This is a genomic window from Polyangium fumosum, assembly GCF_005144585.1.
GTDB classification, from domain to species: Bacteria; Myxococcota_A; Polyangia; order Polyangiales; family Polyangiaceae; genus Polyangium; species Polyangium fumosum.
Genome location: NZ_SSMQ01000007.1, coordinates 16,009 through 40,884 on the forward strand (window position 1 = coordinate 16,009; position 24,876 = coordinate 40,884).

Here is a 24,876-nt window from a genome sequence, read left to right on the forward strand (position 1 = left end):
CTCAGAACTCCATCCCGGCGCTCACACCCAAGCTCCCTCGACCCACGATCGGCGAGATCCACGCGCGCTCTGCCGGCGCCTCGGGCTCGTTCCCGCCCACCACGAACAGCACGATCCCCGTCGCGAGCACCCCCCCGCCGATCCCCAGCAACCCCGTCGACACATCCGCGGAAAACCCCGCCTCGTTCCGCAACGTGTACCCCTCCTGCGTGCACCGCGTCGGATCCCCCGCGTCGCACTTCTCCTTCGACGCCGCGTTCTTCTGCAACGCGGCCGCCCCGAACCCCGCGCCCACCCCAATCCCCACGACCCCCGCGATCCCCGTCGCGAGCCCCGCCTTCCGCAGAAGCGACCACCGCGACTTCGGCGCCGCCACCACGTCCTTCCCCGCTGCCGGCGCGACCGCCGCGAGCTCCGGGATCACCACCTCCACCGTCGCCGGTCCTTCCGGCACCACCTTCTCCTCGTGAAACCCCGCCCTCCCCGGCGCCCGCGCCTCCACCACGTGGCTCCCCGGATCCACCGGCAACGCCGTCCCGAACACCGCCGGCCCGAGCACCTTGCCGTCCAGCAGCACCTCGAGCCCCGTGACGCTCGACGACGCCGTGATCTGGATCCGCGACAACCGCTGCTCCAGCGCCCGCCGCCGCTCCTCTGCCACGGCCTCCCTCGGCTTGTCCCCACGCTCCCGCGCGAGCCGCGCAGCCTCCCCGAAGTGACCATACGCGCTCGCCGTTTTTCCCTGCCGCTCGTGACAATCGCCCAGGTTGAGCCGCGTCCCGACCGAGGGATCGTATCGATCGCTCTCCGCGAACTTCAGGCACGCCTCCGGCAGCCGGTTCTGGTCGAGCAGCGTCCTCCCCTCGTCGAAGAGCTTGTCCGCGACGGCCTTGTCCGTGGCGGAAGTTTGTCCGAACACATGCGCGGCCCCGAGAAGGATGGCCGTGGAAACCGAAAGCCCCGTCGACTTCCTGAACATTGATTCTCCGCTCGCGACCGAGAGCGCCGGGCAGGACCCTCGTCGCCCGACCAACGTTCAGGCTACCCCGCCTGGGTCGACAAGGGAAGGAGCCGTACTTTCCGGCCCGGATCCAGGCAGGATCGATCGATCTTTGCCTCCCTTGAAACACGCACGGTACCCTTCGAACCATGAAGCTCGAAGGCCGTGCCCTTCCGCTCGTCCTCTTCCTGGCGTCCGCGTGCGCGCCCTCACCCGAGGCGAAATACGACGGAGGCTCCCAGCGCCCCAGGCAAGAGCGCGTTGTCCCGCCCACGGACTTCGAGATCGAGCAGTGGAAAGAAGACATCAAGCTCCGCGAGTGGCAGGAGTGGAACCAGCGCAAGAAGGACGGGAACACGCCCTTCAACAAGACCGAGGTCGAACCGCCGCCCGGCGAAGCGCCCACGTTCCAGTTCGCCTCCGCCAAGAGCGAGCCCACCTCCGCGCCCAAAGCCACGCAGACGGAGCCGCCGCGTATCGCGGCCCTCGCCGATCAGGCATACATCTACAAACGCCCCGCGCCCGAGGGCCTGCCGCTCGGGTACGTGCGCATGGGCACGAGCGTCACGCTCCTTTCGAACGAGCCCGTCGAGGGGAAAAACTGCCCCCGCGGTTATTACAAAGTCGCCCCCCGCGGCTACATCTGCCTCGATCCCCGCAAGACCACGCTCGATCTGAACGACCCGTATTACCGCGCCCTCGCCGAGCTCGCGCCCCGCGAGGACGCCGTCATGCCGTATCGTTATGCCTTCTCGAACGGCGCGCCCATGTACAGCCGCGTCCCGACGAAGGCCGAGCAGGAGAAAGCCGAACGGAGCTTCGGCGCGCCGGGCACGTTCGTGCAGCTCGCCGAGTGGTCGCGTGGCCACGAGGAGCTCATCAGCGCCGACGAGCGCGACCGCATCCGCCCGACCGACCCGGTCTTCGCCATCTTCGCGAACGGTCAGCGCTCCGTCTCCGGCAATGGCGCCTATGATCCCGCGAAGCTCGTCTGGCGCGTCATCCCGAACGGCTCGATGCTCGCGTACGCGCGCGCCTTCGAGGCCGAAGGCCGCACCTGGCTCGTCACGCCCGACCTCATGCTCGTCCCCGCCGACCGCATGCGCCCCTTCCGCCGCACCGCCTTCCACGGCGTGCGCCTCGGCAGCGACGTCCGCCTCCCGCTCGCCTGGAACCGCAAGCAGGAGCCCATCCCGCGGTATACCCGCGGTGAAAACGGGAAAATGGTCACATTCGGACAAACCATTCCGCCGAAAGGGTACGTCCAGGTCAGCGAGCGCGTCGTCGTCGGCAAGAAGGCGTACCTCGCCCTCCGGAACGAGCCCGGCGCGTTCGTCCTCGCGGACCACATCACGGTCACGCGGACCGCGAAAAAGCTGCCGCGCTCGGTCAAACCCGGCGAAAAGTGGATCGAGGTCAAGATCAACCCCGGCACGCTCACGGCCTACGAGGGCGACAAACCCATCTACGCGACGATGTTCTCCCCTGGCAAGGGCGGCGCCCCCATCCCCGGCTACGACCCGTACGTCCATTCGATGACGAAGACCGGCGTCTTCCCGATCGAGTGGAAGGACCGCGTCGCCGTCATGTCACCGGACAAGGAATGGCCGCCGAAGATGCTCTGGATCTCGGAGGTCCCGAACATCCAGTACCTCCGCGCCCCGCTCGCGATGCACGTCGCCTACTGGCACGAGGATTTCGGCAACCCGAAGAGCGCCGAGTGCGTGAACGTCTCCCCCGAGGACGGCCATTTCCTCTTTCAATGGACCGAGCCCGCCCTGCCCGAGGGCTGGGGCGGCGTCCGGCCCGGCGATGGCAATGGCAAGGCCACGCCGGTCGTGATCACCGCCCTGTAATCCACGCCTACGGATGGTGCTCGGCGAAGCGCTGGAGTTTCTCCGCCGAGCGCCGGAACATCTGCGAAAACACCGCCCGCGCTGCCCCGTGCACGGGCACCATCACGAGCGCCGGCGTGTAGAACACGTGCCAGACGAGCCGCGTCCGCCGGCCGCCGTCGAGCGGCTCGAAGCGCAGATCCTCCAGCATTTGCTTCACGATCGGCAGCGTGATCCCGTCGATCGAGAACGTGAGCCGCTGCCCGCGATCCCAGGCAAGAAAACGCTCCTTCACGGTCAGCGTCTTCAGCTCGATCTCGCGCGTCGTGCCCACTGCGTGCGGCTCCGGGCTCGTCCACCGGCAGGCGACGAAGTCCTGAAACCACGCCTCTTGCCGCTCGCCGGTAGCGAACAGATCGAAGACACGCTCGGGCGTGGCGTCGATCGTCACGACGTTCGCGATGCGTTGCGGGGCGCTGTCGACGTACGAAAGATCCGAAGGGGTCGTGCGGAACCACATGCGGCGTATTCCGCCTCGGTTTTCCCCGCGACGCAAGCCCTGCGATTGCTCTAGCCGAACGGCTCCACCGCCACCGCGCACCGCTTGAGCGCCGGCTCCATGCTCAGCGGGTCTGTCGCGGACGTCGTCACCTCGTTCACCGACGCGCCCGCCTCCCACAGATCGTTCCAATGCATCGGCATGAACACGACGCCCGGCCCGATGTCCCGGGTCACGCGTACGACAGTCCTCGCCTCGCCACGCCGGCTCTTCACGAACACCCGCGCTCCCTCGACGAGCCCGAGCTCGCGCGCGTCCTCCGGGCTCATCGCCAGGTAAGGCGCCGGATCGATGCGATTCAACCGCTCCACATTGCCCGTCTTCGTCCGCGTATGCCAGTGCGCCTCCACGCGCCCCGTCGTCAGCACCAGCGGATACCGCGCGTCCGGCTGCTCCTCCGGCGCCACGTACGGCCGCGCAAAGAGCCTCGCCTTGCCCGAGGGCGTCGCGAACACGTGCCCCTCGTGCAGCACCCGCGGCGCGCCCGTGTGCGGGTGCGGCCAGCGCTGCGGCCCCTCCGCGCGCAGCCTCTCGTAATCGACGCCGGTCTGATCGTTCGGCCGGCCCCGCGTCATCATGGCCATTTCCCGGAAAATCGCGCCGGCCGAGGAACAATCGAACGCCGCGCCGAAGCCCATGGCCTGCGCCACGTCTTGCACCCATTCCCAGTCCGGCCGCGCGTCCCCCGGCGGCTCCACCACCCGTTCGAGCAGCGAAATGGTCCGGTCGCTGTTCGTGAACGTCCCCTCCTGCTCCAGGTTCAACGCGCCCGGCAGCACCACGTGGGCAAACCGCGTCGTCTCCGTGGGATAATACGCGTCCTGCACGATCACGAGCTCCGCCCGCTCGAGCCCCCACCGCGCCACGGGCAGGGTTCGGCATGCTCGCCGCCGGGTTTGTTCCGATGATCCAAAGCGCGCGAATCTCGCCCCGCTCCATCGCGTCGAACATCGCGACCGCGTCATGCCCCGGCTTCTCGCCGATCGCCCCCGGCGGCAGGCCCCACAGCGCCTCCACCTCGGCCCGATGCGCCTCGTCGAGGACCCCCGCTGCCCGGGCAGACCGTGGCTCATGTAGCCCATGTCCCGGCCGCCCATCGCATGGTTGTCCCGTCAAACTAAATGGTCCCGCGCCCGGCTTGCCGATCCGGCCCGTCGTGAGGTGCAGGTTGATGATCGCGTTCGTCGAGAAGGTCCCGAGCGTCGTCTGGTTGACGCCCATCGTCCAGAACGTGATGAGCCGCTCGGTGCGCGCGATGATCTCGGCCGACGCGCGGAGTTCCTCCTCGGTGATTCCGCAGATCGCAGCGACGCGCGCCGGATCGTATTCGCGGAGCATCGGCAAAAGCTCGTCCCAGCCCTCCGTATGCGCCGCGACGAACGCCTCGTCGATGACGCCCATCTCCAGGCAGAGATGAAGTCACCCATGGAGGAGCGCGATGTCCGTCCCGGGCCGGACCGCGAGGTGCATCGTCCCTTGCGCGGCCGTCTTCGTTCGGCGCGGATCGACCACGATCGCGCGTGCGCCCGAGGTCTTCATCCGCCGGAGGACCCGGTCGAACGCGACGGGATGGCAATCGGCCGCGTTCGATCCAATGAACACGAACGCGTCGGCCTCCTCGATGTCCGCGAACGTCAGCGGCGGACCGTCCGCGCCGAGCGAGAGCGTCATCCCGCCGCGGCGCTCGCCATGCAGAGGCGGCTGTTCGAATCGACGTGGTTCGTCCGGAGGAACCCTTTGCCGAGTTTGTTGGCGAGGTACTGCGCCTCGGTCGTGAGCTGCCCCGAGAGGTAAAGCGCGACTGCGGAGGGGCCATGCTCTGCGAGAATACGCCCGAGCCGTGTGGAGATCTCGCGCACCGCCTCCTCGCGCGAGATGGGGACGAGCGCGCCGTCCGCGCCGCGGAGGAGGGCTCGACCGAGGCGCGACGGCGCGGCGAGGGCTTGCGCGGCGAGGGCGCCTTTCAAGCAAAGGCGACCGAGGTTCGCCGGATGCTCGGGGTCCCCGACGAGCTTCAGGATCCGTTTGCCATCGGTCGTCGCCAAGAGTCCGCAGCCCACACCGCAATACGGGCAGACGGTCTTGCGCTGCTCAGTGACCACGCACGAGGATCCTTCGACCGCCCGCGGAGCGCAAGAGGGGGGCGAGTTTCGGGCGCCGGCCAGAAAAAGATCGGGGGCTCGAAATTTCTTCCCCCGCTCCGCCGAACAGGGCGGCGAGGATGCAGCCCGCACCCATGACGCCCAACGTCCCCGGCCCGAAGGCGCCGCCCCAAACGGCGACCGTCTCACCGGAGGAGACTGCTTCGCTACGACAGATCGTCGTGGCCGTGGTGGCGTGTGTCCTCGGCGAGCGCCGGAACCACCCGGACGTCGAGGATTGTACGCACGAGGCGCTCTCCCGCGCCATCGAGGGCCGAAGCCGCTTGCGTGACGGAGAGCCGCTCCGTCCGTGGGTGATCGGTATCGCGCGGCACGTGGCGCTCGACGCGCTGCGGAGCCGCAAGCGCACGCGGCGCGTGGAGGCGCGGATGGAGACCGCGTCTGCGTCCGAGGACACCACGACAACGTGGCTCGACTGGGTGCCGGACCCCTCGCCGGGTCCGGAGGAGCGCACGGCGAGCGCGGAACGGGCGACCCGCCTCGAGCGGGCGCTCGGCTCGCTCCCCGAGGAGCAGCGGCGCGCGCTCGTGATGTTCCACGTCGAGGGGCTTGGATACCAGGATATTTGCAAGCGCCTCGGGGTCCCGCTCGGGACCGTGGCGACGTGGCTCGCGCGCGGCCGGCGGCTGCTCGCGGAGACGGTCGGCGAATGATTCCGTGAGACGAGATGAGGAACGACGATGGACGACCACGACAAACTCCCGCCGGATCTGGCCTGGCAACACGACGGACACGTGACGGAGTTCGTGCTCTCGAGTGTCGCCGACGGAGAAGCGGGGATCGTCCCCGCGGATGCCCTCTCTCATCTCGACGGTTGTGACCATTGCGCGCAGCGCCTCGGCGCGGAGGCGTTGCTCTCGGCGCACGCGGGCGAATTGCTCGCGGAGCTCACGGAGCCCTCGTTCGCGCCGGTGAAGGTTCTCGTGAAGGAGCCCGCGGCCGCGGTGGCGAAGGCGCCTGCATCCGTGCGGGGCCTCGCGACGCTGCCGAAGCGCGCGGTGTTCGGCGCGCTGCTCCTGGCGGCGCTCGGCGCGCTGCCGGCGATTCTGGATCAAATCGCCCGGGTCCCGAGCTTGGTCGGGACGATCGGGCGGGCCGTGCTCATGCTCGCGCGGAGCGCGGAGGTCGTCTCGAAGAGTGACATGTTCCCGACGCTCGCGTTCGCGGCGTCGGCGGTACTCATGATTTCGGGCCTCGTCGTATCGCGAATCTCGCGTCCGGGGTCCTCGAACGATTTGGCGCAAGAAGGAGGCGTGTGAAATGGCTGGTCGAAGGCTTTCTGGGCTCGCGTTCTTGCTTTCTGCATTGACGACCGCGGCGCCCTCGCTGGCGGCGGTCGAGAAGCAAGGCGAATGGCCGGCGGACGAGAAGAAGATCAGCCTCGACGTCGAGCGCGTGTCGCAGGAGGACGCGATCAAGCGCCTCGCCGAGGCCGCGGGCTGGAGCGTCGTGATCCACGCCCCGTCGACGGAGCCCGCCTCCCTGCACGTCAAGGACCAGCCCGCCGACAAGGTCCTCGCGCTCTTGCTCGAAGGCGGCCAGTACGTCGCCCGCCGCGACGGCACGTTGATTTCGATTTCCCGCGCCCCCGCGGCGCCGAGCGCCGAAGCGCTCCCCGCGGCGCCGCCGGTGCCCCCGGTGCCGCCCGTTCCTGCGGTGCCCCCGGTGCCGCCCGTGCCGCCTGTCCCGCCAAACGATTCGGCGGACGAACAGGACGAACAGAACGAGCAGGCCGCCCCCGCCGCCGAGCCTCGCACCGGCGCGGCACAACATCGGAGGGGCGAGGGCAAGGATCGCGAGGTGGTGGGGCAGAGCCTCGTCATCGGGAAGGACGAGGTTGTCAAGGACGTCCATTTGGTCGGCGGAAGCCTCACGATTCGCGGGGTCGTCACGGGCAGCGTGGAGGTCGCCGGCGGGACGGTGACGATCGAGCAGGGCGCGCACGTGATGGGCGACGCGCAGGTGATGGGCGGCTCGATTCACGTGAAGAAGGGCGCGCGCCTCGACGGCAACGCGAAAATCGTGGGCGGGAAGCTCCATCGTGAGGAGGGGTCGATCATCGGGGGCGACGTCTCGACGCGTATCGAGGACGAGCACGACGAGGAGCCGACGAACGCACAGCGCTTCATGCGTAATTTCAGCGAATCGATGACGAGCGGGGCGCTGCTCTTCGCGCTCGGCGCGGTCTTGATTGCGCTCTTCACGAAGCGCGCGGAGTCGCTCAAGGTGGAGATCGCGGCCCGGCCGATGCGTTCGTTCGCGCTCGGCATCGTGGGTTCGCTCGGCGCGATTGCGCTGCTCGTGGCGCTCTGCATCACGCTGGTGGGCATTCCGGTCGCGGTGGTGGGGCTCCTTGCGGGGGTCTTCGGCCTCTTCGCGGCGATGTGCTCGGTGCTGGAGGTCGTGGGCCGCGCGCTCATCGGGCACAAGACGAAGAACGAATATGCGCACCTCGCTCTGGGTTGCGCGCTCTTCGTGCTGACCGGCCCGCTGCCGGTGATCGGCGAGATCGTGCGGGTGGTCGTGGTGCTCGTGGCGATCGGCAGCCTCGTGGCGACGCGGGCCGCAGGCCTGATCCCCATGAAGAAGGGCGCCAAGCCGACGATGGACGATTCGCATCCGTATCGGAGCGCCGAGGTCGTCTGATTCGACTCCCTTCCTGACGAAAAAGGCCGCGCTCCCTCGGGAGACGCGGCCTTTTTCTGTTTCAGCGATCGATCACGAATCGACCGAAATCACCGCCGCCGTCCGCGCGCCCTTCCCGCCTCGGACTTCGAACGTCCGGGGCGTGCCGTCCAGACGAACCACGAGCTCTCCCTTCGCGGCAGGCAGGCCCCCGGTCACGAGGACGCGATACGTCCCGCTCGACGCGGACGCTGCGATCGAGGACGCGCTCGATCGACCCGTCCCCGGCACGATCGGCGTCATGACGCGGCCCGCGGGATCGATCAAGACGACCCGAGGGCAACCCTCCACGCCCTCGGCGCACGTGAGCTTCGTAGAGATTCGTTCGCCCCAGGAAAACCCATCCGCGTAGACCAGCGTCTCGCCCTTTTCGAGCGCTTTCCGCAAGGACACGAGGCGCTCGCTCGGGTCTTTCTGGGCCGCAAGGGCCGCGAGCACGGCCTCTCGTTCGCCGAGCACGCGGGCGCGGCAGCGGAGCGCATCGTAGGTGGCACCCAGGTCGCGCGGGAGCAGCTCGGCGTACGAGCGGAAATGCGCGCAGGCGCGGCGCTCGTCGCCGGCCGCTTCGAAGGCCCGGGCCGTGCGCCAGTGGGCCTTCGCATTCGACGGGTCGAGCTCGGACTGGGTATCGAGCGCGACGAGCGCGGTGTCGTCCTCAGCGAGCGCCGCCGCGGCCTCGGCATAAAGCTCGTGTGCGCGAGCGCGGTCGGGGTCGAGCTCGACGTATTTCGAGGCCTCGCGGAGCGCCTCCTCGAATCGACCCCGCACGAGCAGGCCCGTAACCCACGCCTCGCGCGCCCGGCGGCTCTCAGGCGCCTCCATGGAAGCCTTCGCGAGTGTTTCGAGCGTCTCCTTCCCGGCGCTGCGCCAGGCCTCATCCCCTTTGCCGATCCAGGACGCAACGCCCCAATCGTGGGATCGGCTGAAGACCGGCGCGGTGGACGAACTCCCATTGCCGTTCGAAAACATGATCGGATAGGTCACGGTCACGACGCCGCCCTCCGGCTCGGGGAACGAGAGGCCCCGGAAGCCGCTGAGCACGCAGCTCACGACCTCCGCATTCGGGAGATCACTGCCACCATTGCCCACGTTCACGACCGAGCCATTGCGGCCGATGACGAACCGGGCGACGACGCGGCCCGTGAGGTTCGGGCTCGACTTGAGGCCCTGCTCGTAGCAGAAGCGGAATCGACCGAAGTTCTGCCGCACGATGCGCTGGATGACCGCGGGCGGCAAGCGGCCGCTCACGGTCGTCGCGCCCATCCGGAGGGTCGGCGCTGCGCGCAGTTGGCCCGCGCGGCTCCCTATGCCGATGCCGTCGCGGAAGGATCCGAGCCTCCCATGTCCCGCGCCAAACCCTTGCCCTGTCCCGCCCCCGCCCTCGCCGACGCCGGACAAACCGAGGCCACCGGTGCCAAACGAATCGCCGATCGGGTCGGGCGACGTCCCTCCGAGGCCCCCGCGGACCGTCTCTACCTCGGACGTGAGGCCGAATTTGCCTTGCGTGCGGGGAATGCCGAATGCGGCGAACATGCGGTCGTTCTCCAGGACGAGCAGCGACGTCAGGCGGCTCTGCACGTGGTATTGCTGGGAGAGCGCGACGGTCTCCTTGGCCGCGTCGTCGTCCGCGCGCCGGCCGAGCTCGCTGATGCGCTCCGTGGCCCAGCGCCGCGCAACGACCTTACGATCGGCGCCCGGCGTCGCAGTGAAGGACAGCGCTCGGGCCTCCAGGTTTTGCATGCCGTCGAATTCGCCCGAGAGCTCCACGGTGGCGCTCTCCGCCGAGGGCGCCCCGGCCAGACGGCCCACGAGGACAATTTCCTCCCCGGCGCGCAACGCCGGGAGCTTGCGCGGGAAGACGTCGACGAATCCCGCCGGCAACGTGAGGCGCGCATTCGTGAGGAGCGGGGCGTCAAGGCTCTTCGCGAGCACGAGCGCGCGCTGCGCGAGGGAGCCGTTGCCCGCCGCGAGCCGCTCGTACGAGGCCGAGAGCTCCTCGGCGAGCCCGCCAAGGACGAGTTCGTCAATGGAGGGCCCCGCGCCCATGAAACGAAGCTCGGCCTGTTTGTCCGAAAGGACCGGGCGGACCCGCGCGGCGATCGAATCCACCTTGAGTTCGCCCGCGGAAGGCGCGCCGTCGCCGAGGTAAACGACCTGCCCGCGGCGCGGCGTCTCGATCCGCGAAATCGCGGAGACGAGGGCCTCGGCGAGATCCGAGGCGCCCTGCGGCGCGCGCTCGTGCAAGAATCGTCCGGCCTCGGCGAGAGATACGTCGCTCCTCGCGGAGAGGCCACGCTCGGGGTAGGAGACGCAAGCGCTGTCGCAAAGGAGGACGGCGAACCGCTCGTCTTCGCGCAATCGACGGATCATGGTCTCGGCGACCGTGACCTCGGCGGCGAGGCCCTCCCGCGTAACGCCGTGGCTCGCGTCGAGGACGATCACCTTTTCGCGGCGCGGCTCGAGCGCCGTCGCCTCGGGCGCCGTCGGGATCGGGACGCGTACCGAGAAAAACCCACGACCGTCGCCGCTGCCCTCGACCGCGACGGGCAGGATCTCCGCCTGCGGGCGCGGGAATTCGAGGATGAAGTCCGCATTGGGGACAAACGATTCGGCCTGAAAATCGGCTTCGAGGTGGCCCGCCTCGGTGCGGAGCGACGCGGCATGCCCGAGGACCTTCGCGTCGGCCGCACCGCCGCCCGCGTCCTCGACCGTGACGTGCACGCGGAACGAATCCATCCGCACCGCGCGATCCTCGCCGAGCGAAAGCGGATACGTGTACCGCGCCACGCCCTTCGTCACGGGCAGGACCTCGTCATACGCGAGGATCACCTTGCGGCTGCCACGCGCCGGCATCGGGAAAATCTTCAGGGAGAAGGAGCTGTTCTGCGCCCATTCGAGCAGCGCCGGGTCGCGCGGGCGAACCGTGTCGTCGACGATGCCCTGGAAAATGCGGGCCGCACGCTGGCGCTCGACCATCTCGCCCTCGACGAGGTCTTCGCCCACCCATAACGCGAGCCGCGACAGGCTCGCGTCGGGCGGCAGCGGAAAGACATACCGGCCTTCGAGGACCGTGGGCGTGTCGTTCGCGAGCTCCTCCTCGATCTCGGTGCGGGCGAATCCGTCACGAATCGTCACGCGCACGGAATGCGCCCGCAAGCGCACGCCGGGGACGACGGTGTTCGTGCCCGGGAGGCGCCCCGTGATCGTGCCAAAGCCGCGCGGGGCGGCGAGGTCCGTGGGCCTGGTCTCCTCCTCGATGAATTCCTCCTCGCGGATCCCGGACGCCGTTTCGAGAATGGCGGGGGCGCCGCGGGTGGCGGCAGGAGGGGCCTTTTCGCCGTCGACCTCGTCGGGCGCGGCGAGGCATCCGGAGAGGCCCGCGAAGAGCACGAGGGTGTGGGCCGCGACGAGAGGACGAAGACGACGCATGACGACCTTCCTCGGGCCGGATCACGCCTGCAGAGCGGCCCTGTGTGCCGGATGTGGACGCCGCAGAAGGCGGAAGGTTCCCGGATCCTGCGCGAAGGTGTCCGCCGCGGGCCGTTCTCGGCTACCCTCCGCCCGTGCCCGCGCCGTTCGTGCCCGAGCTCTTCGGCGACTTCCTCCTCGTGCAGCTCCTCGCGCGGCGGGCGATGTCGGACGTGCTCGTCGCCGTCCGGCTCGGCGACCGGAGCGGCCAGACGTTCGTGCTGAAACGGCCTGTGCTGGGCGAACGCGCCTCGGGCCGCGCCGCGCAGGCCATCCAGCGCGAGGGCGAGGTGCTCGCGGAGGTGCGCGCCTCGGCGCTGCCCGCGCTCGCGGCGCACGGCGAGCTCGCGGGCCTGCCGTACGTGGCTATCGAGCACGTGCGCGGCGCGCCGCTCGACGAGCTCGCCTCCGGCGCGGAGCCGATGCCGGAGGGCGCGGTGCGCGCGGCGGCGCTCGACGTGGCGCGGGCGCTCGCCGCCCTGCACGCGAAGGGCTGGGTGCACGGCGACCTCGCCGCCTCGAACGTGATGATCGACGAGACCGGCGAGGCAAAGCTCGTCGACCTCGGCCTCGCGCGGCGCGCGGGCGAGGCGCGCCCCGAGGTCGCGGGGACGCCGGGGTATCTGGCCCCGGAGGCGGCGCTGCCCGGCGAGGCGAGCGCCACGAGCGACGTCTACGGATGGGCCGTCGTGGTGGCCGAGTGCGCGCTCGGGAGGCGCATCTTCCCCGAGGACGACCTCGCGTCGGCCGGAGCGCGCGGAGAGCCGCCGCGGGAGCTCGCCGCGTGGGAGACGCGCGTGCCGGGGCTCCTGGCGGCGCTCGCGCGGGACGCCTTGCGCAGGCCCACGAGCGCGTCGATCGTGCAGGGCCTCGAAGCGCTGGCGCTCGATCGGGAGGCGCTCGCCGCGCGCGTGGCGGCGCATCGCGCGCGCGCCCCCGAGGATCGAACGTCGCTCGTCCGGCTGCCGGCGGCCGAGGCGCGAGGTTCGTCCGAAAAGCTCCTGCCGCCCGCGCTGCCCGTGCCTGCGGCCGAACCTGCGGCCGAACCTGCGCCCCGCCCTGCGCCGCCCCCGCGACGCTCCTCCGGCGTGTATCTGGCCGTGGCGCTCGGCGCGGTGCTGCTCTTCGCGATGGGGCAATGCTCGGCGCGCCTCCCGCCGCGCAACCCGCGCGGCTCCATCTCGGTCGCCGGGGTCGTGCCGCCGCGCGCGCACGTCGAGGTCGACGGCGAGAAGGTGGCCTTGCCCGCAGACGGAAGGCTGGAGCTCAGGAGCGGGGAGCACACGGTCGCCGTCGTGCTACCGAAGGGCACGCGGCGCGAGTACACGTTCCGCGTGCGCCCGAACGAACACGTGGTGCTCGTGGCCCCGAAGAAGGGCGCGACCAAGGACGACGAGGAGGCGGAGGTGCGCGAGCCATGAGCGACGGCGAGAGCAGGACGAGGTTGCTCGGCAGCGCCCCGAGCGGTTCGGGAGGGCGGCGCCCCGTGACCGAGGTCATCGACGCGACGAGCGGCCCCTCGGTGCGGCGGATCCGCAAGCTGCGCGTGGTCGTGGTCGACGCGCCCGACGGGCGCGATCAGGGCGCGGCGCACGTCTTCGCGCAGGACGAGGTGCGCGTGGGAAGCAGCCTCGACGTCGACGTGACCTTGCGCGACCCGGCCGTCTCGCGCGAACACCTCGCCGTGCGCCTCGGGCCCCACGGCTTCTCGCTCACGGATTTCGGCTCGACGAACGGCACGTTCGTGGGCGACCTGCGCATCGAGCGCGTGGCCATCACGGACGACACGCTCGTGCGCCTCGGCAACAGCGTGCTGCGCCTCGAACCCCTCGCCGAGACGGTGGAGCAGGAGATCAGCCCGCGCGCGCGTTTCGGCCGCATGCTCGGCGCGAGCCCCGCGATGCGCGAAATGTTCGCGCTGCTCGAGCGTGTCGCCGCGAGTGACCTCACCGTGCTGCTCGAAGGCGAGACGGGCACGGGCAAGGAGCTCGCGGCCGAGGGGCTGCACGAGGCGAGCGGACGCGCGGGCGCGTTCGTCGCGGTCAACTGCGGGGCGATCCCGCGGGAGCTCCTGGAGAGCGAGCTCTTCGGGCACGAGAAGGGCGCGTTCACGGGCGCGGTGCGTGAGCGGCCGGGCGCGTTCTTGGCGGCGGACCGAGGGACGATCTTCCTCGACGAGGTCGGCGAGCTGCCGCTCGACATGCAGGCGAAGCTGCTCCGCGCGCTCGAGCGGCGCGAGGTCAAGGCCGTGGGCTCGGATCGCTCGCGTTCGGTCGACGTGCGCATCGTGGCGGCGACGAACCGATCGCTCGCGCGTGAGGTGCAGGCGGGTCGGTTCCGGCAGGATCTCTACTATCGCCTCGCGGTGGTGATCGTGCGGGTGCCGCCGCTCCGGACGCGGATCGAAGACCTCCGGCTGCTCGTGGATCACATCCAGGACGAGCTCGCGCGGCGGCGCGCGGCGTCGGGGCTACCGCCGTGCGCGCGGCTCGACGAGACGGCGATCGCGATGCTCTACCGCTACGATTTCCCAGGCAACGTGCGGGAGCTGCGCAACATCGTGGAGCGCTGGGCCGTGCTCGGCGCCTTCGCCGCGCCGGGCGAGCCGGCCGTGAGCCCGCGGGCCGAGGAGCGAAAGGCCGAGGCCCCGCCGAATCTCGAGGCGCCGAAGGAGACGGCACACGCGAGCGGGGTCGAGGCGAATCTCCTGAAGTTGCCCTACCACGAGGCGAAGGACGCCTGGGTCGAGCGCTTCGAGCGGGCCTACGTGGAGGCGATCCTCGCGCAGTCCGGCGGCAACGTGTCGCGGGCGGCGCGCGAGGCGGGCGTCGATCGGCGGCATCTGCAGCGATTGATGGCGAGGTTCGGGATCCGCGCGACGAGCGAGTGAGACGCGCGGTATCCTCCGGGCCCTGGGGGGTGTCCATGAGTCCACCGCGTGTTCTCCTCGCCGGCGCGACCGGCGCCGTCGGCTCCGAGGTCCTGCGATTGCTCCGCGAGCGTGGCCATTTCGTGCGCACGTTCTCCCGGAGCGCCAAAAACGCCGAAACGATCCGCCCGCTCGCGAGCGAGGTCGTCCTCGGGGACGCGACGCGCGCTGATTCGCTCGGCGAGGCCCTCGCGGGGATCGACGTCGTCCTGTCTTGCCTCGGCGCAAACGTCGCGCTGGGGACGGCCGAGCGGCGCTCCTTTCGCGACGTGGACCTCGTCGCCCACGAAAACCTCCTCGCCGCGGCGCGGCGCGCCTCGGCGACGCGTTTCGTGTACCTCTCGGCCCACCCCGGCCCTGGATACGATCACACGCGGTACATCCGCGCCCACCTCGACACCGAGGACATGCTCCGCGCGTCGGGCCTCTCGTGCACGTTCGTCCGGCCAACCGGTATTTATTCGGCCCTCGGCGATCTGATCGACATGGCCCGTTGGGGCGTCGGCTCCGTCGCGGGAGACGGGACGGCCAAGGCAAACCCGGTGCATCCGGTCTGCGTCGCCGAGGCGATGGCGTCCGTGACCGAGGATGGTCCCGAAATCGTCACCGTGGGGGGCCCGGAGATTCTGACCCGCGAGGAGATCATGCGGCTCGCGTTCGAGGTCGTGGGAAAACGACCTCGCATCCTGCACGTGCCGCCGGGCGTGTTTCGGTTCTGGAGCGCCCTCCTCCGGCTGCCGCACCCGCGCCTCTCCGATATGCTGGAGTTCGTCGCGGCCGTCACGACCTCGGATTCGGTGGCCGAAGCGCGGGGGACGCGCCCGCTGCGGCCGTGGTTCGAGGCGCGCGCGCGTCAGTAACGATTCTCGGCTTCGAGGACGTGCGCGACGAGCCCGGCCACGCGGCCGACCGTCAGAATCGCAGCCGGCGCGCCCACGGGCAATCCGAGCGCCGCGGCGAGGGCGACGAGCCCCACTTCGAGGCCGGGCTCCCCGAACATGCGGGCGGATTCGACGAGGGTGATGGCGCCCTGGACCCGTCGATCTGCGGGCGCAAACGAGGACGCAGCGTCGAGCAGAATCGCCGCGCGAGGGTCCGCCCCGGCGAGACGCCCGAAGCCGGGAATCGGTTTCCCATGGTCGAGGCGCTCGGCCACGAATTCCCTGACCTTCGTGGTCGTCTCGAGGGACTCGATCCAATCCGCGAGCTCGGCGCATACCCCGGCGTGCTCGCCCCCCGAAAGCGCTTCTACGCCCGCGAGCACGCAGGCCGCGAGGCTGCCGCCCGCATGCGCGGCGGCGCGCGCGGCGAGCGCGGGCGGCTCGACTGCGTGATCGGCGGCGAGCGAGAGCGCTCGATCGAGCAGCGCCACGCGCCTCGAAGCGCTGGAATCCACTTCGGATGGAAGCCATGCAATGGCGAGGCTCTCGGCGAGGGACGGGGCGCGGGCGGCCGCGAGGGCGCGCGTGGCCCCGCGGCAGGTGGCGGGCAATGCGGCAACGAGCCGGAGCAACGCGCGCGCCTCGACGCGGTTCGCTTGCGGGTGTGTGGTGGGCTTGCCGTGCCGGTGCAGTGACCAAAAGAGGAGGCCGAGGCGCACCACATCGAGGGGCGCCGAAGGCAAGGAGAGGAGCGCGAGCGCGTCGCATGTTCGGCGCAGAATGGAAAGGACGTCGCGCCAATCCTCGTCGGATGCGGGCCACGCCGAGCCGCGCACCTCGTTCGAGGGGAGCCTCCCGGTCCAGAGGAGCTCGGCCACGGCCTCGAACGAAATGCCCTCGCGCACGAGCTCGGCGACGGCGTACCCTCGATATCGTGGCCCTTCGGGTGACATTTGCGTGATGAACGTCCGGGACGAGCTACGCTCCACATCGGAATCGGGCGCGGACCTGCCGGCGTGCGCCTCGCTCCGCGCTTTCAATCGCTCGACGTCCTCGCGCAGGTAATACCGACCGCGCCCCCCGGGGCACGGGACGCTGCGCAAAAGGCCTCGGCTCACGTACGTATAAAGCGTCGATCGCTTGACGGAAAGAAACATCACAGCCTCGTTCGCCGTGAGGTATCCAGGACCCGGCGTGGTCGTCGTCATGCGTCCCCCGATTCTACAAGGAAAGAAGGTTCGACCAACGTATCACCAAGCCGAGGCGTGTTGCGCGCCGGATTCGAGGTAAAATGGGACCGAGAATGTCATATCCGGCCCGGGCCGTAGAAAGCGCATCCGGCCCGGGCCGTAGAAAATTCATCCAGCCCGGGCCGTATGCATCAACGGGTGGAAAGTCGGCTTTCCACTCAGCGCGTGATTCCGCAGATCCTCGCCTCGTCGACGTGCGTCAAGAGCTCGTTGCGTAAACGCGTTCGCGCGTCCTGGATACGTTTTCGTACGGTCTCGGGCGAGAGCGAGAGCTCGCCGGCGATGTCCTCGTAAGGCTCTTCCTCGACGAGGCGGAGCTTCGCGGTTTCGGCGAGCGCGGGCGGCAAGCCGTCGATGGCTCTCCTTACGAGCACGTCGAGCTCGCGCCGCATCTGCTCGGCCTCGGGGGACTCTACGTGCGCCGATTCGAGCCCTCCTTCCACCGTCAGCCGCTCGATCGCCCTCCTTTTGATCGCGCGCTCCCGGTGGATGTCGACGCAAGCGTTCCGCGCGAGCCGGGTGAGCCAGGCGCGTACATTCGATATCTCGCCGCTGCTGCGCGCGAGCTCCTCCATCGCGAGCACGGCGACCGTGCCGAGCGCGTCGCGCGCGGCCTCGGGATCCCTTCCCGTCCAGCGAAAGCAGAGCTTCCGGAGCTGCGGCTCGGATTGCGACCAAGCCTCTTGAAAAGCGGCACGCGTGAAGCTCTGGTTCTCTCCCCCATGAGCAACCTCCATTCGACGCGACGCGCCAGTCGAGCGCGCGCTGGCAAGTCAATATTGCCGATGATTCGACGAAGCAGCGACCTCGTCAATATCGATTTGCCAATCGACACGAGAGTCGCCGAGGCCGCGCGATCGCGTCCGTCCGCGTCGGATGCCGATAGCGGCCTAGGAAAACGACGCGCCGGCGTCGATTCTTTGCTCACGAAAACGACGCCTCGTTCGTCATTGCTAGTGACCGCGGCGATGAATGAAACGGTTCATAGGGAGCCGGACGCCGCAGGTCATTGCATACACGAAAAGGACAAATACCATGAGCCAGGTCAGCCTTCCCGATTTCACCGCGCCCGAAAACCCGGTCACCCCGGAAGATGGTGCTGCACTCATCCTCACCTCGGTCGCTATGGAGGAGATGGGTCTTGCGCACATCCTCAACGCCGAGGGTGAGAAGATCCAGTGGATCCTCGGCACGCTCAACGCGAGCGTGGTTCCGGCCACGTCCCCCAGCGTGGAGGACGTCCTCGCCATCAACGAGTCGGTCCGGGACACGCTCGAGGCGGTCGTCGCCAAGAATCTCATTCTCTACCTGAAGGCCGGGAGGGTGCTCCGCTTCCTCGAGAGCGACCCGACGGTGGCCAGCGACTCGGGCGGCGGGAAGCCACCGGCGGCCCCGGCCCCCGCCCCGGCCCCGGCTCCGCAGCAGCCGTGAACAAGCCGACGGCGCGCGCCGCGGCAACCCTGGAGGGGGGCCACGGCGCGCGCCATCACCTCGGAAAGGGAGGGCGCGATGACCGGGGAGGGACACGACTGGATCAAGGAGATCACCGCCTTCCGATGCGAGTTGATTCAGCGGCGCCTGGATTCAGTCGACCGCATCATCGAGCTCGAATACACGGTGGTCGCGCACATCTCGGAGAAATGGCCAAACCAGGCCACGAAGGCGGGTCGCTCGGCCATGCAGGTCCTCGTGACGGCGTCGACGTACCGGTCGATGCTCGAGCTCTGGCGAGAGAACCTCGAATCGCTCCTCGAGCCCGAAAACATCCGCTGGAAGACGGCCCGCCGCCGTCCGGATGGCCGTATCAGCAAATCAATCAATGATCGACTTCGTACCAGCCTCCCTCGGCGCCCGTCGCGCCGCTCTTCGATTCGAGCCCCTGCACGAAGAGCTTTCCGTTCTCCAGAAGGACCGGGTTCCGATACACGATGCTGTTGTCGCGCGCATTCAGGAGCGCCGGGCGCGTCTTGCCGGTCGCGAGGTCGAACAGGAAGAGCCCGTCCCGCCCGATGTACGCGACGTCGTCGCCGTTCCCGGCGCCACCCTGGTCGTATTCGTGGATCGCGTTGTACGTGCTGTTGAGCCCGTACCCCGAGGCGGCGATCTCCGCCTCGATGTCCCGGTTTTTCCGGGTATCGTTCGCGTAGAAAAACGGGCCCGTGGCCGAGAGGTAAAACACGCCGTTCGAATCCCATTGCGCGGCCGTGGCCTGGGTCTCGTTTTCGAGCCACGTGGCCTTCTTCGCGGCGATGTCGAGGCTCCAGACGCGGCCGCTCTCGATGAGGATCGCGGTATTGCCCTCGACGCCGAAATCCCAGAATTCGCCGACGCTCATGCCCGCCTCTTCCAGGCTGAAGAGCGACTCGGGCTGCGCCGCGCCCACGGTCCAGCGCAAAAGCATGTTCGTCGCGCCGCTCTCCACGATGTACACCTGATTGCCGTCCGGCGCATAAGCATACCAGCGAATCCCCCCGCCCGGCGAAGGCATGCCGAGCGTGCCGAGGACCTTTTCGGGCTGGTTGATGTCGTACGCATTGTACGCGAGGCCCCCGCCGCCCTGGCTGGCCGTGACGACGATCGAATCGCTTGCGCGCCAGTTCCATGCGTTCGAGTTCCCGACCCCGAACGTGTAATCGACGCGCGCGCCGGAGACCGTGTCGAGGCTGTGCAGCGAGGCGTCGGTGGTGGGGAACGTGAGCCAGAACAGGCGATTGCCCACGGCGGCGGCCTCGGTGGCGCTCTTGCCCATGGCCTCCGTGCGATTCCTTTCGAGTTCCGCCTGCAGGGACTCGTATTCCTCGATGTTGTGCTGGACGAGCGCGTCGCCCGTGAGCTCGTCGCCGCCGCCGCCGCCGAAGATGCCGCAACCGCCGAGGCCCAACACGAGGAGGCCGACGAGCCCTGTTCGTCCGAGCATGGAGCACCGTTGCATGGGTTCCGTCCTTTCTCCGCCAGCGTACTCGACCCGCCCCGGTGCGCGCGATGCGCCGCAGCGGGCGCGCGATTCCGCAGGTGCGGCGTCGGCTCCGCAGGCCGGGATCCCGCCAAAACAGCGAAATCGAAGGCCCGCGCGCCTGGCACGCCGCGTGCTCTTCCTCTGCTCGAACCACGGCAATCGCCCGTAAAGGAGCCCCGCCATGTCGACCCTTCGTACTTTCGTCCGCCCCCTCGCGCTCGCCCTCGCTTTCGCCTTCGCCGCTGCCCCGCTCGCCGCCTCCGCCGAGGAGAAGGGCAAGGCGCCGAAGGTCGAGAAGGTCGATAAGAAGAAGCACGGCAAGGGTGAGTTCCCCATCGATGCGGCCCGCTTCGACGAGAAGGTCGAGGCGAAGATCAAGCACGCGCGTGAGCAAATGGAGTCGCTCCTCGCCGCGCATCCGCTGCCGGAGTCGATGAAGGCGCAGATTCGCAAGGACTTCGAGGCCGGCGCCGCCGCCATCCGCGCCGCCGCGAAGGAAGCCGGCAAGGACGGCAAGGTGACGCGCGACGAGGCGAAGGACGTGAAGAAGCTCGCGAAGGACCTGAAGAAGACCGCGCAGGAGAAGTACGGCAAGGAGGCGCGGCGCGACGGGAAGAAGCACGAGAAGCGCGAGAGGCGCGCGAGCTAGGTCAGGGGACGCTCAGCGTGCCGCCATTGCCCGCCACGTCGCGAATCTCGACGGACTGCGCGTCCTGCGCCTCCTGCATCGTGAGCGGCACGCTGGCCTTGCCCTCGGCGTCGGGGTCGACCTCGACCACCTTCGTCTGGTTGTTCGCGAACGTCACCGTCACCGTCCAGGGGCCGAGCAGCGGCACGCCCGTATCGCTCGGCCCCACACGCAATGCACGAAGCCCCGGCGCCGTCCCGAGGTTCGCCACGAGGTCGATCGAAGAGGCGCCCCGCGTCGCCGTCGACGCGGCCGAGAGCAGCGCAGCGACGACTTCGAACGGCGGGCTCGTGATTTCGTAGGTCGTCTCCCCGGACGCCGCGAGCGCCTTGCCCTTCACGCGAAAGCGGTATTTCCCGAGCGGGAGCGAGAACGGCAGCATGGGCTTCTGCGCGGAGTAGAGGTCCGCCGGGACGGGCTGCCACGTCGCCGTGTAGACGTGGTGCTCCGGCGCCTCGGCGTTCACCGGGTCGGGCGAGTACGTCGTGACAATCGCGCCCTCGTACGATGTGGCCGGTCGGCCCTTCACGTCCGCGAGGGGCTGGTACATGCCGAGCGCCGCCTCGCGCTCGATGAACACCACGGGCATGTCGACGGCCGGATCTCCGCCATACCAGGCAAACCGCGCGGCGCCGACGGCCCGCGGGACTTCCGCAGCCGAGACCTCCGCCGTGACCGTGTCGGGCCAGAAGAGCGCGGGTGACGCGGACGCCGACGTGCCGTGATCGGTGGTCTCGAGCCTCGTGATCGGCGCCTCGTCGGGGTATTTCCAGGCGGCGAAGCGCGAGCTGCCCACCTCGGGATCCTCGATTTCGGGCGTCCAGGCGAGCTTCGCCGCTTCGAGCACGCCGGCGAGGATCTGCTCGCCTTCGAGCGGGCCCCAGATGTTGATGCTGGGCTCATAGCCGCCGGCGAGCCAATCCTCGCCCGTGAGGATGTATCCGACGTGATCGTCGGCATACCCGATGAGCAGCGTCCGATCCGGGCCCGCAGGCGAGAGGCCACGCAGGTATGCGGCCCAGGGCGCGACGGGCTCGCCGGGCGCCGTGACCACGAGGTAATCGCCGGTCGGCGTGCCGGAGATTCGAAGGGCCGCGGCCGTCGTGCGGACGGAGTCGCAGAGCGGCAGGGGCATGTCGACGCTCACGTCGAAGATGCCGAAGATGATGCCGCCGCCCTCGGCGATTTCGAGGCACGAGCCATAGGCCGGCATGCTGATCGCGCCCGGGAGCCCGGCGATCGCGCCCAAGCCAGTCTTCTCGCCGCAGAGGCCCGCGCCGGCGTAGGTGTTGAACTCGTCGATGGGGCTCTTGACCTTGCCATTCTCGTCGAGGAGGACGCCGTCGGGCACGTATTCCTCCACGTTCGGATCGTACGCCGCGTAGCGGAGCTCGGTGCCGTCGGGGCGCTTGACCACGTTCTCGCGGCCGATGTAATAGCTCCGCGTGACGATCTCGAGCGCGGCCTTGTCGCCGGTCTGGACGCCGCCGATGATGGGCGCGATGAGCTCGGTCGCGCGGGCGCCGAGCGTCTCCAGGCGCGGAATGTCGAGGCAGCGGAGCGAGTCGGGGCAGGCGTTGCGGCCCTCGTGGCCCGCGGGCGAGACGTCGCCGGCCGCGCCCTGCACGTGCATGACGGGATAACCGAGCTCGGCGGTGAGCGCGCGCGCGATGGCGCCGGGGGCGTCGGTCGAGACGAGCGGATTGTCGCCGCCGCCAATCGTGCCGTGGATGGGGAAATCGACGAGGGCCGCGAGGGGCGTGCCGTCGGCCTTGTCGACGCGCAGGACCCAGAGCGTCGGGTCCTTCCTCTTGCCCGCGTCGTTGCCGTCGGGCCCGGGGATCATGTTGTTTTCGCCGCGCCGGTCGCGGTTGACCTCGTCGTTCGGGTCGAAGTCCTTCTCGACCGTGACGCCGATCTTCGCGTGGGCGAGGCCGTCGAGCGCTTGCTTCACGGCGTCGGCCATGGCGGCGATGGCGCGCTCGGCGAGCGCGGACTTGGGGCGATCGACGCCGGGCATCAGGATGAAGCTCGGCTGGTAGCCGGCCCAGGCGGCGTGGCTATGCGAGGCGGTCATGATGATGCGGCCGCGCATGGAGCCGTCGGAGGCGACCTTCGATTCGAGCTCGAAGAGCGTGTTCTCGTTGAGGAGCGGCGCGTCGACGCGCACGACGACCACGCGTTCGCCGCCGGCTTCGAGGGCGAGGGCCTCGGCGCGCGGCGCGTCGTGGATGCCCACGGTGGGGACGAGGCTCTTGCCGAAGCGCCGGGGCCGGTCGTCGACGGGCTTGGCGCCGCCGAGGCCGATGGCGCGGGACGCGTAGCCGCCCACGGGCGTGCCGATGGGCATGGGCAGGACGGCGGCGCCGTAGCCGGCCTTGACCTCCGTCGGGGCATTCGCCGGTTTGGACGGGCGCTCCGGCGGGGTTTCGAACTGGCAATGGGCCAGCGGATCGACCACGGTCGGGGGGGGTTCCGGGATCTTCGTGTCCTCGTCCCCACAGGCAGCGAAGCTCGCCCCGAGCAACCCGAGGGCGATCCAACCGAGCGTCTTCTTACGTGTTTTCGTCACCGAAGGCCTCCTCGCGGGCGAGGATAGCCGAAGCGGCGGACGAGGCGGGAGAGACGTTTCAGAACCGGGAGGATTCGAGCCGGATGTCCGCGCGGGCGAAGGCGATCTCGAATCGGCGCCGGACCTCCGCGGCCTCGGACGCCTTGCCCTGACGTTCGAGCGCCTGGGCGAGGCCGAAGAGCGAAAACCCGTTCTCCGGCAGGTTCGCGAGGTCCTCGCGATAGACGCGCTCGGCGTCCGCGGCCCTGCCCGCGCGGAGCAGGACGGCGCCGAGGATCTGCCGCGTCGGGTGATGCCAGTCCGGCGGCTCCATGTAACGGAGCAGGTCTTCGAGCACCACCGCGAATTGGAGCTCACGGACGGCCGCGTCGAGATCGCCCCGATCCGCTGCGAGCTCGCCGCGCGCGACCGCGAGGGCCACGCCGAGCACGGCGCTCGGCGTGTTCACGCCCGACACGGTCGTGCGGGTGAGCGCGGGCTCCGCCGCAACCTTCTCCAGCGCGGCGAGCTCACGATCCGCGGCCGCCGTGTCGCCGAGCCGCGAGTACGCGATGGCGCGCGCGTAATGGTACACGCCGCGAGAGTAAACGCGATCCTCGGGCGGCGCTTCCGCGTGCAGGATCTCTTGCCACCTCCCGAAACGAACCAGGGCATAAAGCGGTGCAGCCTGGAAATGCTCGATCATCGTGGCCATGGCGCCGCCGTGGCCGTGCGCGGCGTGGCCGAGGAGCCTCGGGATCGAGCGCGCCACGCGCAGCGCCTCGGCGGACCGGCCTTCGAGCGTGGCCGCGGCCCACAGGAAATGCACGTTGTGCATCCGGTACATGATCAGGTACATGTTCGAGGGATCGGCGAGGGGCGCGTATTTGTCGTCGGCGGCGATGGCGCGCTCGTTGGCCATCGCGGCGTCGTGATAATGGCCGAGGCGAAGGTAGATGTGCGACGGCATGTGCACGAGGTGCCCGGCGCCGGGCACGAGGTCCCCGAGCCGGACGGCCGCATCCCGCGCGCGCGCGGGGTGCGGCGAGGACTCCATCACGTGAATGTAATAATGGTTTGCCCCGGGGTGGTTCGGATCGAGCTTCATCGCTCGCTCCAGCGCGGACACGACCTCCTCGGTATTCGCCCGCGGCATCCCGCGCTCCCAGTAATTCCAGGGGCTCAGGTCCATGAGCGACTCCGCATAGAGCGAAAGAATGTCCACGTCGTCCGGGAAGTGCTCGGCGACCTTCTTCATCGCCCCGGCATAGGCGATATCGAGCGCGCTGCGATCGGCCACGGGGGCGGGCGCGTATCGGAGCACGAGGGCCTCGATGAGCTCGCGCTCGGGCCGCGTGACGCCGCTCGTGGTCGCGAGCGCGCGTGCGCGCTGGATGTGCGCATACGCGCGCGGGACGGCGTCGTCGCTCATCGGCGCGTTGATGTTCGGGCCGAGCACGAGCGCGGCGCCCCAGAAACACATCGCGCAACGGGGATCGAGGCGCGCGGCTTCGAGGAACGATCGCTCCGCCTCGGCGTGGTTGAAAGCATAAGCCAGCGTGAGGCCCTGGTTGAAATAACGCTGCGCGGCGGGAACGCGGGTGGTGATGGGGCGATGCAGGGATCCCATCCCTTCGAGCAGCGGCGCCTGCTTGGACGCGGGCGTCGTCGTGTCCTCGCCGCTCGCCGCGGCGCGCAGGGCGAGGACGGACGGGGCGCCGAGCAAACCGAAAAGAACGAAGAGCGTCTTCCGCGATGAGATTCGCATTTTCACCCTCCCCGATCGGCCCCTTTCGGGGGCATGTTCGAAGGCAATGGGGCGGACGTGGCGGACGGCAAGCCCTCCACCCTCTTGACGCCCGGTTGCGGCGGGGGCACTTGTCTGGAAAGGGCCCCAAACGCGGCGGCCGAA

At 69.5% G+C, this 24,876-nt stretch carries 21 protein-coding genes and 1 pseudogene; 10 read left to right on the plus strand and 12 right to left on the minus strand.

Going from position 1 to position 24,876, the window contains the following annotated elements; all coding sequences use genetic code 11:
• Window position 1: 1 nt before the first annotated feature.
• On the minus strand, window positions 2-979 hold the full coding sequence (locus E8A74_RS08745) for a tetratricopeptide repeat protein (protein ID WP_136928495.1): 978 nt from the start codon (window positions 977-979) through the stop codon (window positions 2-4).
• Between the two features lie 170 nt (window positions 980-1,149).
• Between E8A74_RS08745 and E8A74_RS08750 the strand changes: the two genes are divergently transcribed.
• On the plus strand, window positions 1,150-2,856 hold the full coding sequence (locus E8A74_RS08750; protein ID WP_136928496.1) for a L,D-transpeptidase: 1,707 nt from the start codon (window positions 1,150-1,152) through the stop codon (window positions 2,854-2,856).
• A 7-nt stretch (window positions 2,857-2,863) separates the two neighbouring features.
• Here the strand turns inward: E8A74_RS08750 and E8A74_RS08755 are convergent, their stop codons facing one another.
• From E8A74_RS08755 to E8A74_RS55975, 3 genes and pseudogenes are all read right to left on the minus strand, one after another.
• On the minus strand, window positions 2,864-3,355 hold the full coding sequence (locus E8A74_RS08755) for an SRPBCC family protein (protein ID WP_136928672.1): 492 nt from the start codon (window positions 3,353-3,355) through the stop codon (window positions 2,864-2,866).
• 50 nt (window positions 3,356-3,405) lie between these two features.
• Complete coding sequence (locus tag E8A74_RS08760; protein WP_170228971.1) at window positions 3,406-4,260, minus strand: molybdopterin oxidoreductase family protein; 855 nt, start codon at window positions 4,258-4,260, stop codon at window positions 3,406-3,408.
• Between the two features lie 67 nt (window positions 4,261-4,327).
• Window positions 4,328-4,615, minus strand: a pseudogene (locus E8A74_RS55975) (nitrate reductase catalytic subunit); the annotation flags it as partial.
• Between E8A74_RS55975 and E8A74_RS55885 the strand changes: the two are divergent.
• Window positions 4,566-4,811, plus strand: a complete 246-nt coding sequence (locus E8A74_RS55885) for a hypothetical protein (protein ID WP_284720091.1) — start codon at window positions 4,566-4,568, stop codon at window positions 4,809-4,811. The pseudogene E8A74_RS55975 and the gene E8A74_RS55885 overlap by 50 nt on opposite strands.
• Before the next feature lie 2 nt (window positions 4,812-4,813).
• Here E8A74_RS55885 and E8A74_RS55890 read toward each other — a convergent pair whose 3' ends face one another.
• Window positions 4,814-5,065, minus strand: a complete 252-nt coding sequence (locus E8A74_RS55890) for a molybdopterin-dependent oxidoreductase (RefSeq protein ID WP_136928498.1) — start codon at window positions 5,063-5,065, stop codon at window positions 4,814-4,816.
• Entirely contained in the window at window positions 5,062-5,496 is a 435-nt protein-coding gene (locus E8A74_RS55460) for a molybdopterin-dependent oxidoreductase (protein WP_170228972.1), read from the minus strand. The genes E8A74_RS55890 and E8A74_RS55460 overlap by 4 nt, the downstream gene beginning before the upstream one ends.
• A 134-nt stretch (window positions 5,497-5,630) precedes the next feature.
• Here E8A74_RS55460 and E8A74_RS08780 point away from each other — a divergent pair, with 134 nt between their 5' ends.
• From E8A74_RS08780 to E8A74_RS08790, 3 genes are read left to right on the plus strand one after another with little or no spacing between them, the layout of a single operon-like run.
• Complete coding sequence (locus tag E8A74_RS08780) at window positions 5,631-6,209, plus strand: RNA polymerase sigma factor (protein WP_170228973.1); 579 nt, start codon at window positions 5,631-5,633, stop codon at window positions 6,207-6,209.
• A 27-nt stretch (window positions 6,210-6,236) separates the two neighbouring features.
• Window positions 6,237-6,815 (plus strand): hypothetical protein, encoded by a 579-nt coding sequence (locus E8A74_RS08785; RefSeq protein ID WP_136928501.1) that lies wholly within the window; start codon window positions 6,237-6,239, stop codon window positions 6,813-6,815.
• A gap of 1 nt (window position 6,816) precedes the next feature.
• On the plus strand, window positions 6,817-8,202 hold the full coding sequence (locus E8A74_RS08790; RefSeq protein WP_136928502.1) for a polymer-forming cytoskeletal protein: 1,386 nt from the start codon (window positions 6,817-6,819) through the stop codon (window positions 8,200-8,202).
• 72 nt (window positions 8,203-8,274) lie between these two features.
• On the opposite strand, the gene E8A74_RS08795 is transcribed toward E8A74_RS08790, so the two are convergent.
• Window positions 8,275-11,670 carry an AgmX/PglI C-terminal domain-containing protein gene (locus tag E8A74_RS08795; protein ID WP_136928503.1) on the minus strand — a complete coding sequence of 1,132 codons (3,396 nt, stop codon included), beginning with the start codon at window positions 11,668-11,670 and terminating at the stop codon, window positions 8,275-8,277.
• A gap of 134 nt (window positions 11,671-11,804) precedes the next feature.
• Here E8A74_RS08795 and E8A74_RS08800 point away from each other — a divergent pair, with 134 nt between their 5' ends.
• The 3 genes from E8A74_RS08800 to E8A74_RS08810 are packed head-to-tail and all read left to right on the plus strand — an operon-like array spanning window position 11,805 to window position 15,498.
• Window positions 11,805-13,130: a serine/threonine-protein kinase gene (locus E8A74_RS08800; RefSeq protein WP_136928504.1), complete on the plus strand. Its 1,326-nt coding sequence runs from the start codon at window positions 11,805-11,807 to the stop codon at window positions 13,128-13,130.
• On the plus strand, window positions 13,127-14,599 hold the full coding sequence (locus tag E8A74_RS08805; protein ID WP_170228974.1) for a sigma 54-interacting transcriptional regulator: 1,473 nt from the start codon (window positions 13,127-13,129) through the stop codon (window positions 14,597-14,599). The genes E8A74_RS08800 and E8A74_RS08805 overlap by 4 nt, the downstream gene beginning before the upstream one ends.
• A gap of 35 nt (window positions 14,600-14,634) precedes the next feature.
• On the plus strand, window positions 14,635-15,498 hold the full coding sequence (locus E8A74_RS08810; RefSeq protein WP_136928506.1) for an SDR family oxidoreductase: 864 nt from the start codon (window positions 14,635-14,637) through the stop codon (window positions 15,496-15,498).
• On the opposite strand, the gene E8A74_RS08815 is transcribed toward E8A74_RS08810, so the two are convergent.
• Together E8A74_RS08815 and E8A74_RS08820 are read right to left on the minus strand one after the other, a co-directional pair.
• On the minus strand, window positions 15,492-16,727 hold the full coding sequence (locus E8A74_RS08815) for a citrate synthase (protein ID WP_136928507.1): 1,236 nt from the start codon (window positions 16,725-16,727) through the stop codon (window positions 15,492-15,494). The genes E8A74_RS08810 and E8A74_RS08815 overlap by 7 nt on opposite strands.
• 200 nt (window positions 16,728-16,927) lie before the next feature.
• Entirely contained in the window at window positions 16,928-17,506 is a 579-nt protein-coding gene (locus E8A74_RS08820; RefSeq protein ID WP_136928508.1) for an RNA polymerase sigma factor, read from the minus strand.
• A gap of 298 nt (window positions 17,507-17,804) precedes the next feature.
• Between E8A74_RS08820 and E8A74_RS08825 the strand changes: the two genes are divergently transcribed.
• Window positions 17,805-18,200, plus strand: a complete 396-nt coding sequence (locus E8A74_RS08825; protein WP_136928509.1) for an alpha-helical endospore appendage domain-containing protein — start codon at window positions 17,805-17,807, stop codon at window positions 18,198-18,200.
• A 385-nt stretch (window positions 18,201-18,585) separates the two neighbouring features.
• Here E8A74_RS08825 and E8A74_RS08830 read toward each other — a convergent pair whose 3' ends face one another.
• On the minus strand, window positions 18,586-19,701 hold the full coding sequence (locus E8A74_RS08830; protein ID WP_136928510.1) for a hypothetical protein: 1,116 nt from the start codon (window positions 19,699-19,701) through the stop codon (window positions 18,586-18,588).
• A gap of 205 nt (window positions 19,702-19,906) precedes the next feature.
• Here E8A74_RS08830 and E8A74_RS08835 point away from each other — a divergent pair, with 205 nt between their 5' ends.
• Window positions 19,907-20,374 (plus strand): hypothetical protein, encoded by a 468-nt coding sequence (locus E8A74_RS08835; protein ID WP_136928511.1) that lies wholly within the window; start codon window positions 19,907-19,909, stop codon window positions 20,372-20,374.
• Window position 20,375: 1 nt separating this feature from the next.
• Here E8A74_RS08835 and E8A74_RS08840 read toward each other — a convergent pair whose 3' ends face one another.
• A complete protein-coding gene (locus E8A74_RS08840; protein WP_136928512.1) occupies window positions 20,376-22,985 on the minus strand; it encodes a neutral/alkaline non-lysosomal ceramidase N-terminal domain-containing protein in 2,610 nt (869 codons plus the stop codon).
• A 58-nt stretch (window positions 22,986-23,043) separates the two neighbouring features.
• Window positions 23,044-24,732, minus strand: a complete 1,689-nt coding sequence (locus E8A74_RS08845) for a tetratricopeptide repeat protein (protein ID WP_136928513.1) — start codon at window positions 24,730-24,732, stop codon at window positions 23,044-23,046.
• Window positions 24,733-24,876 lie beyond the last annotated feature (144 nt).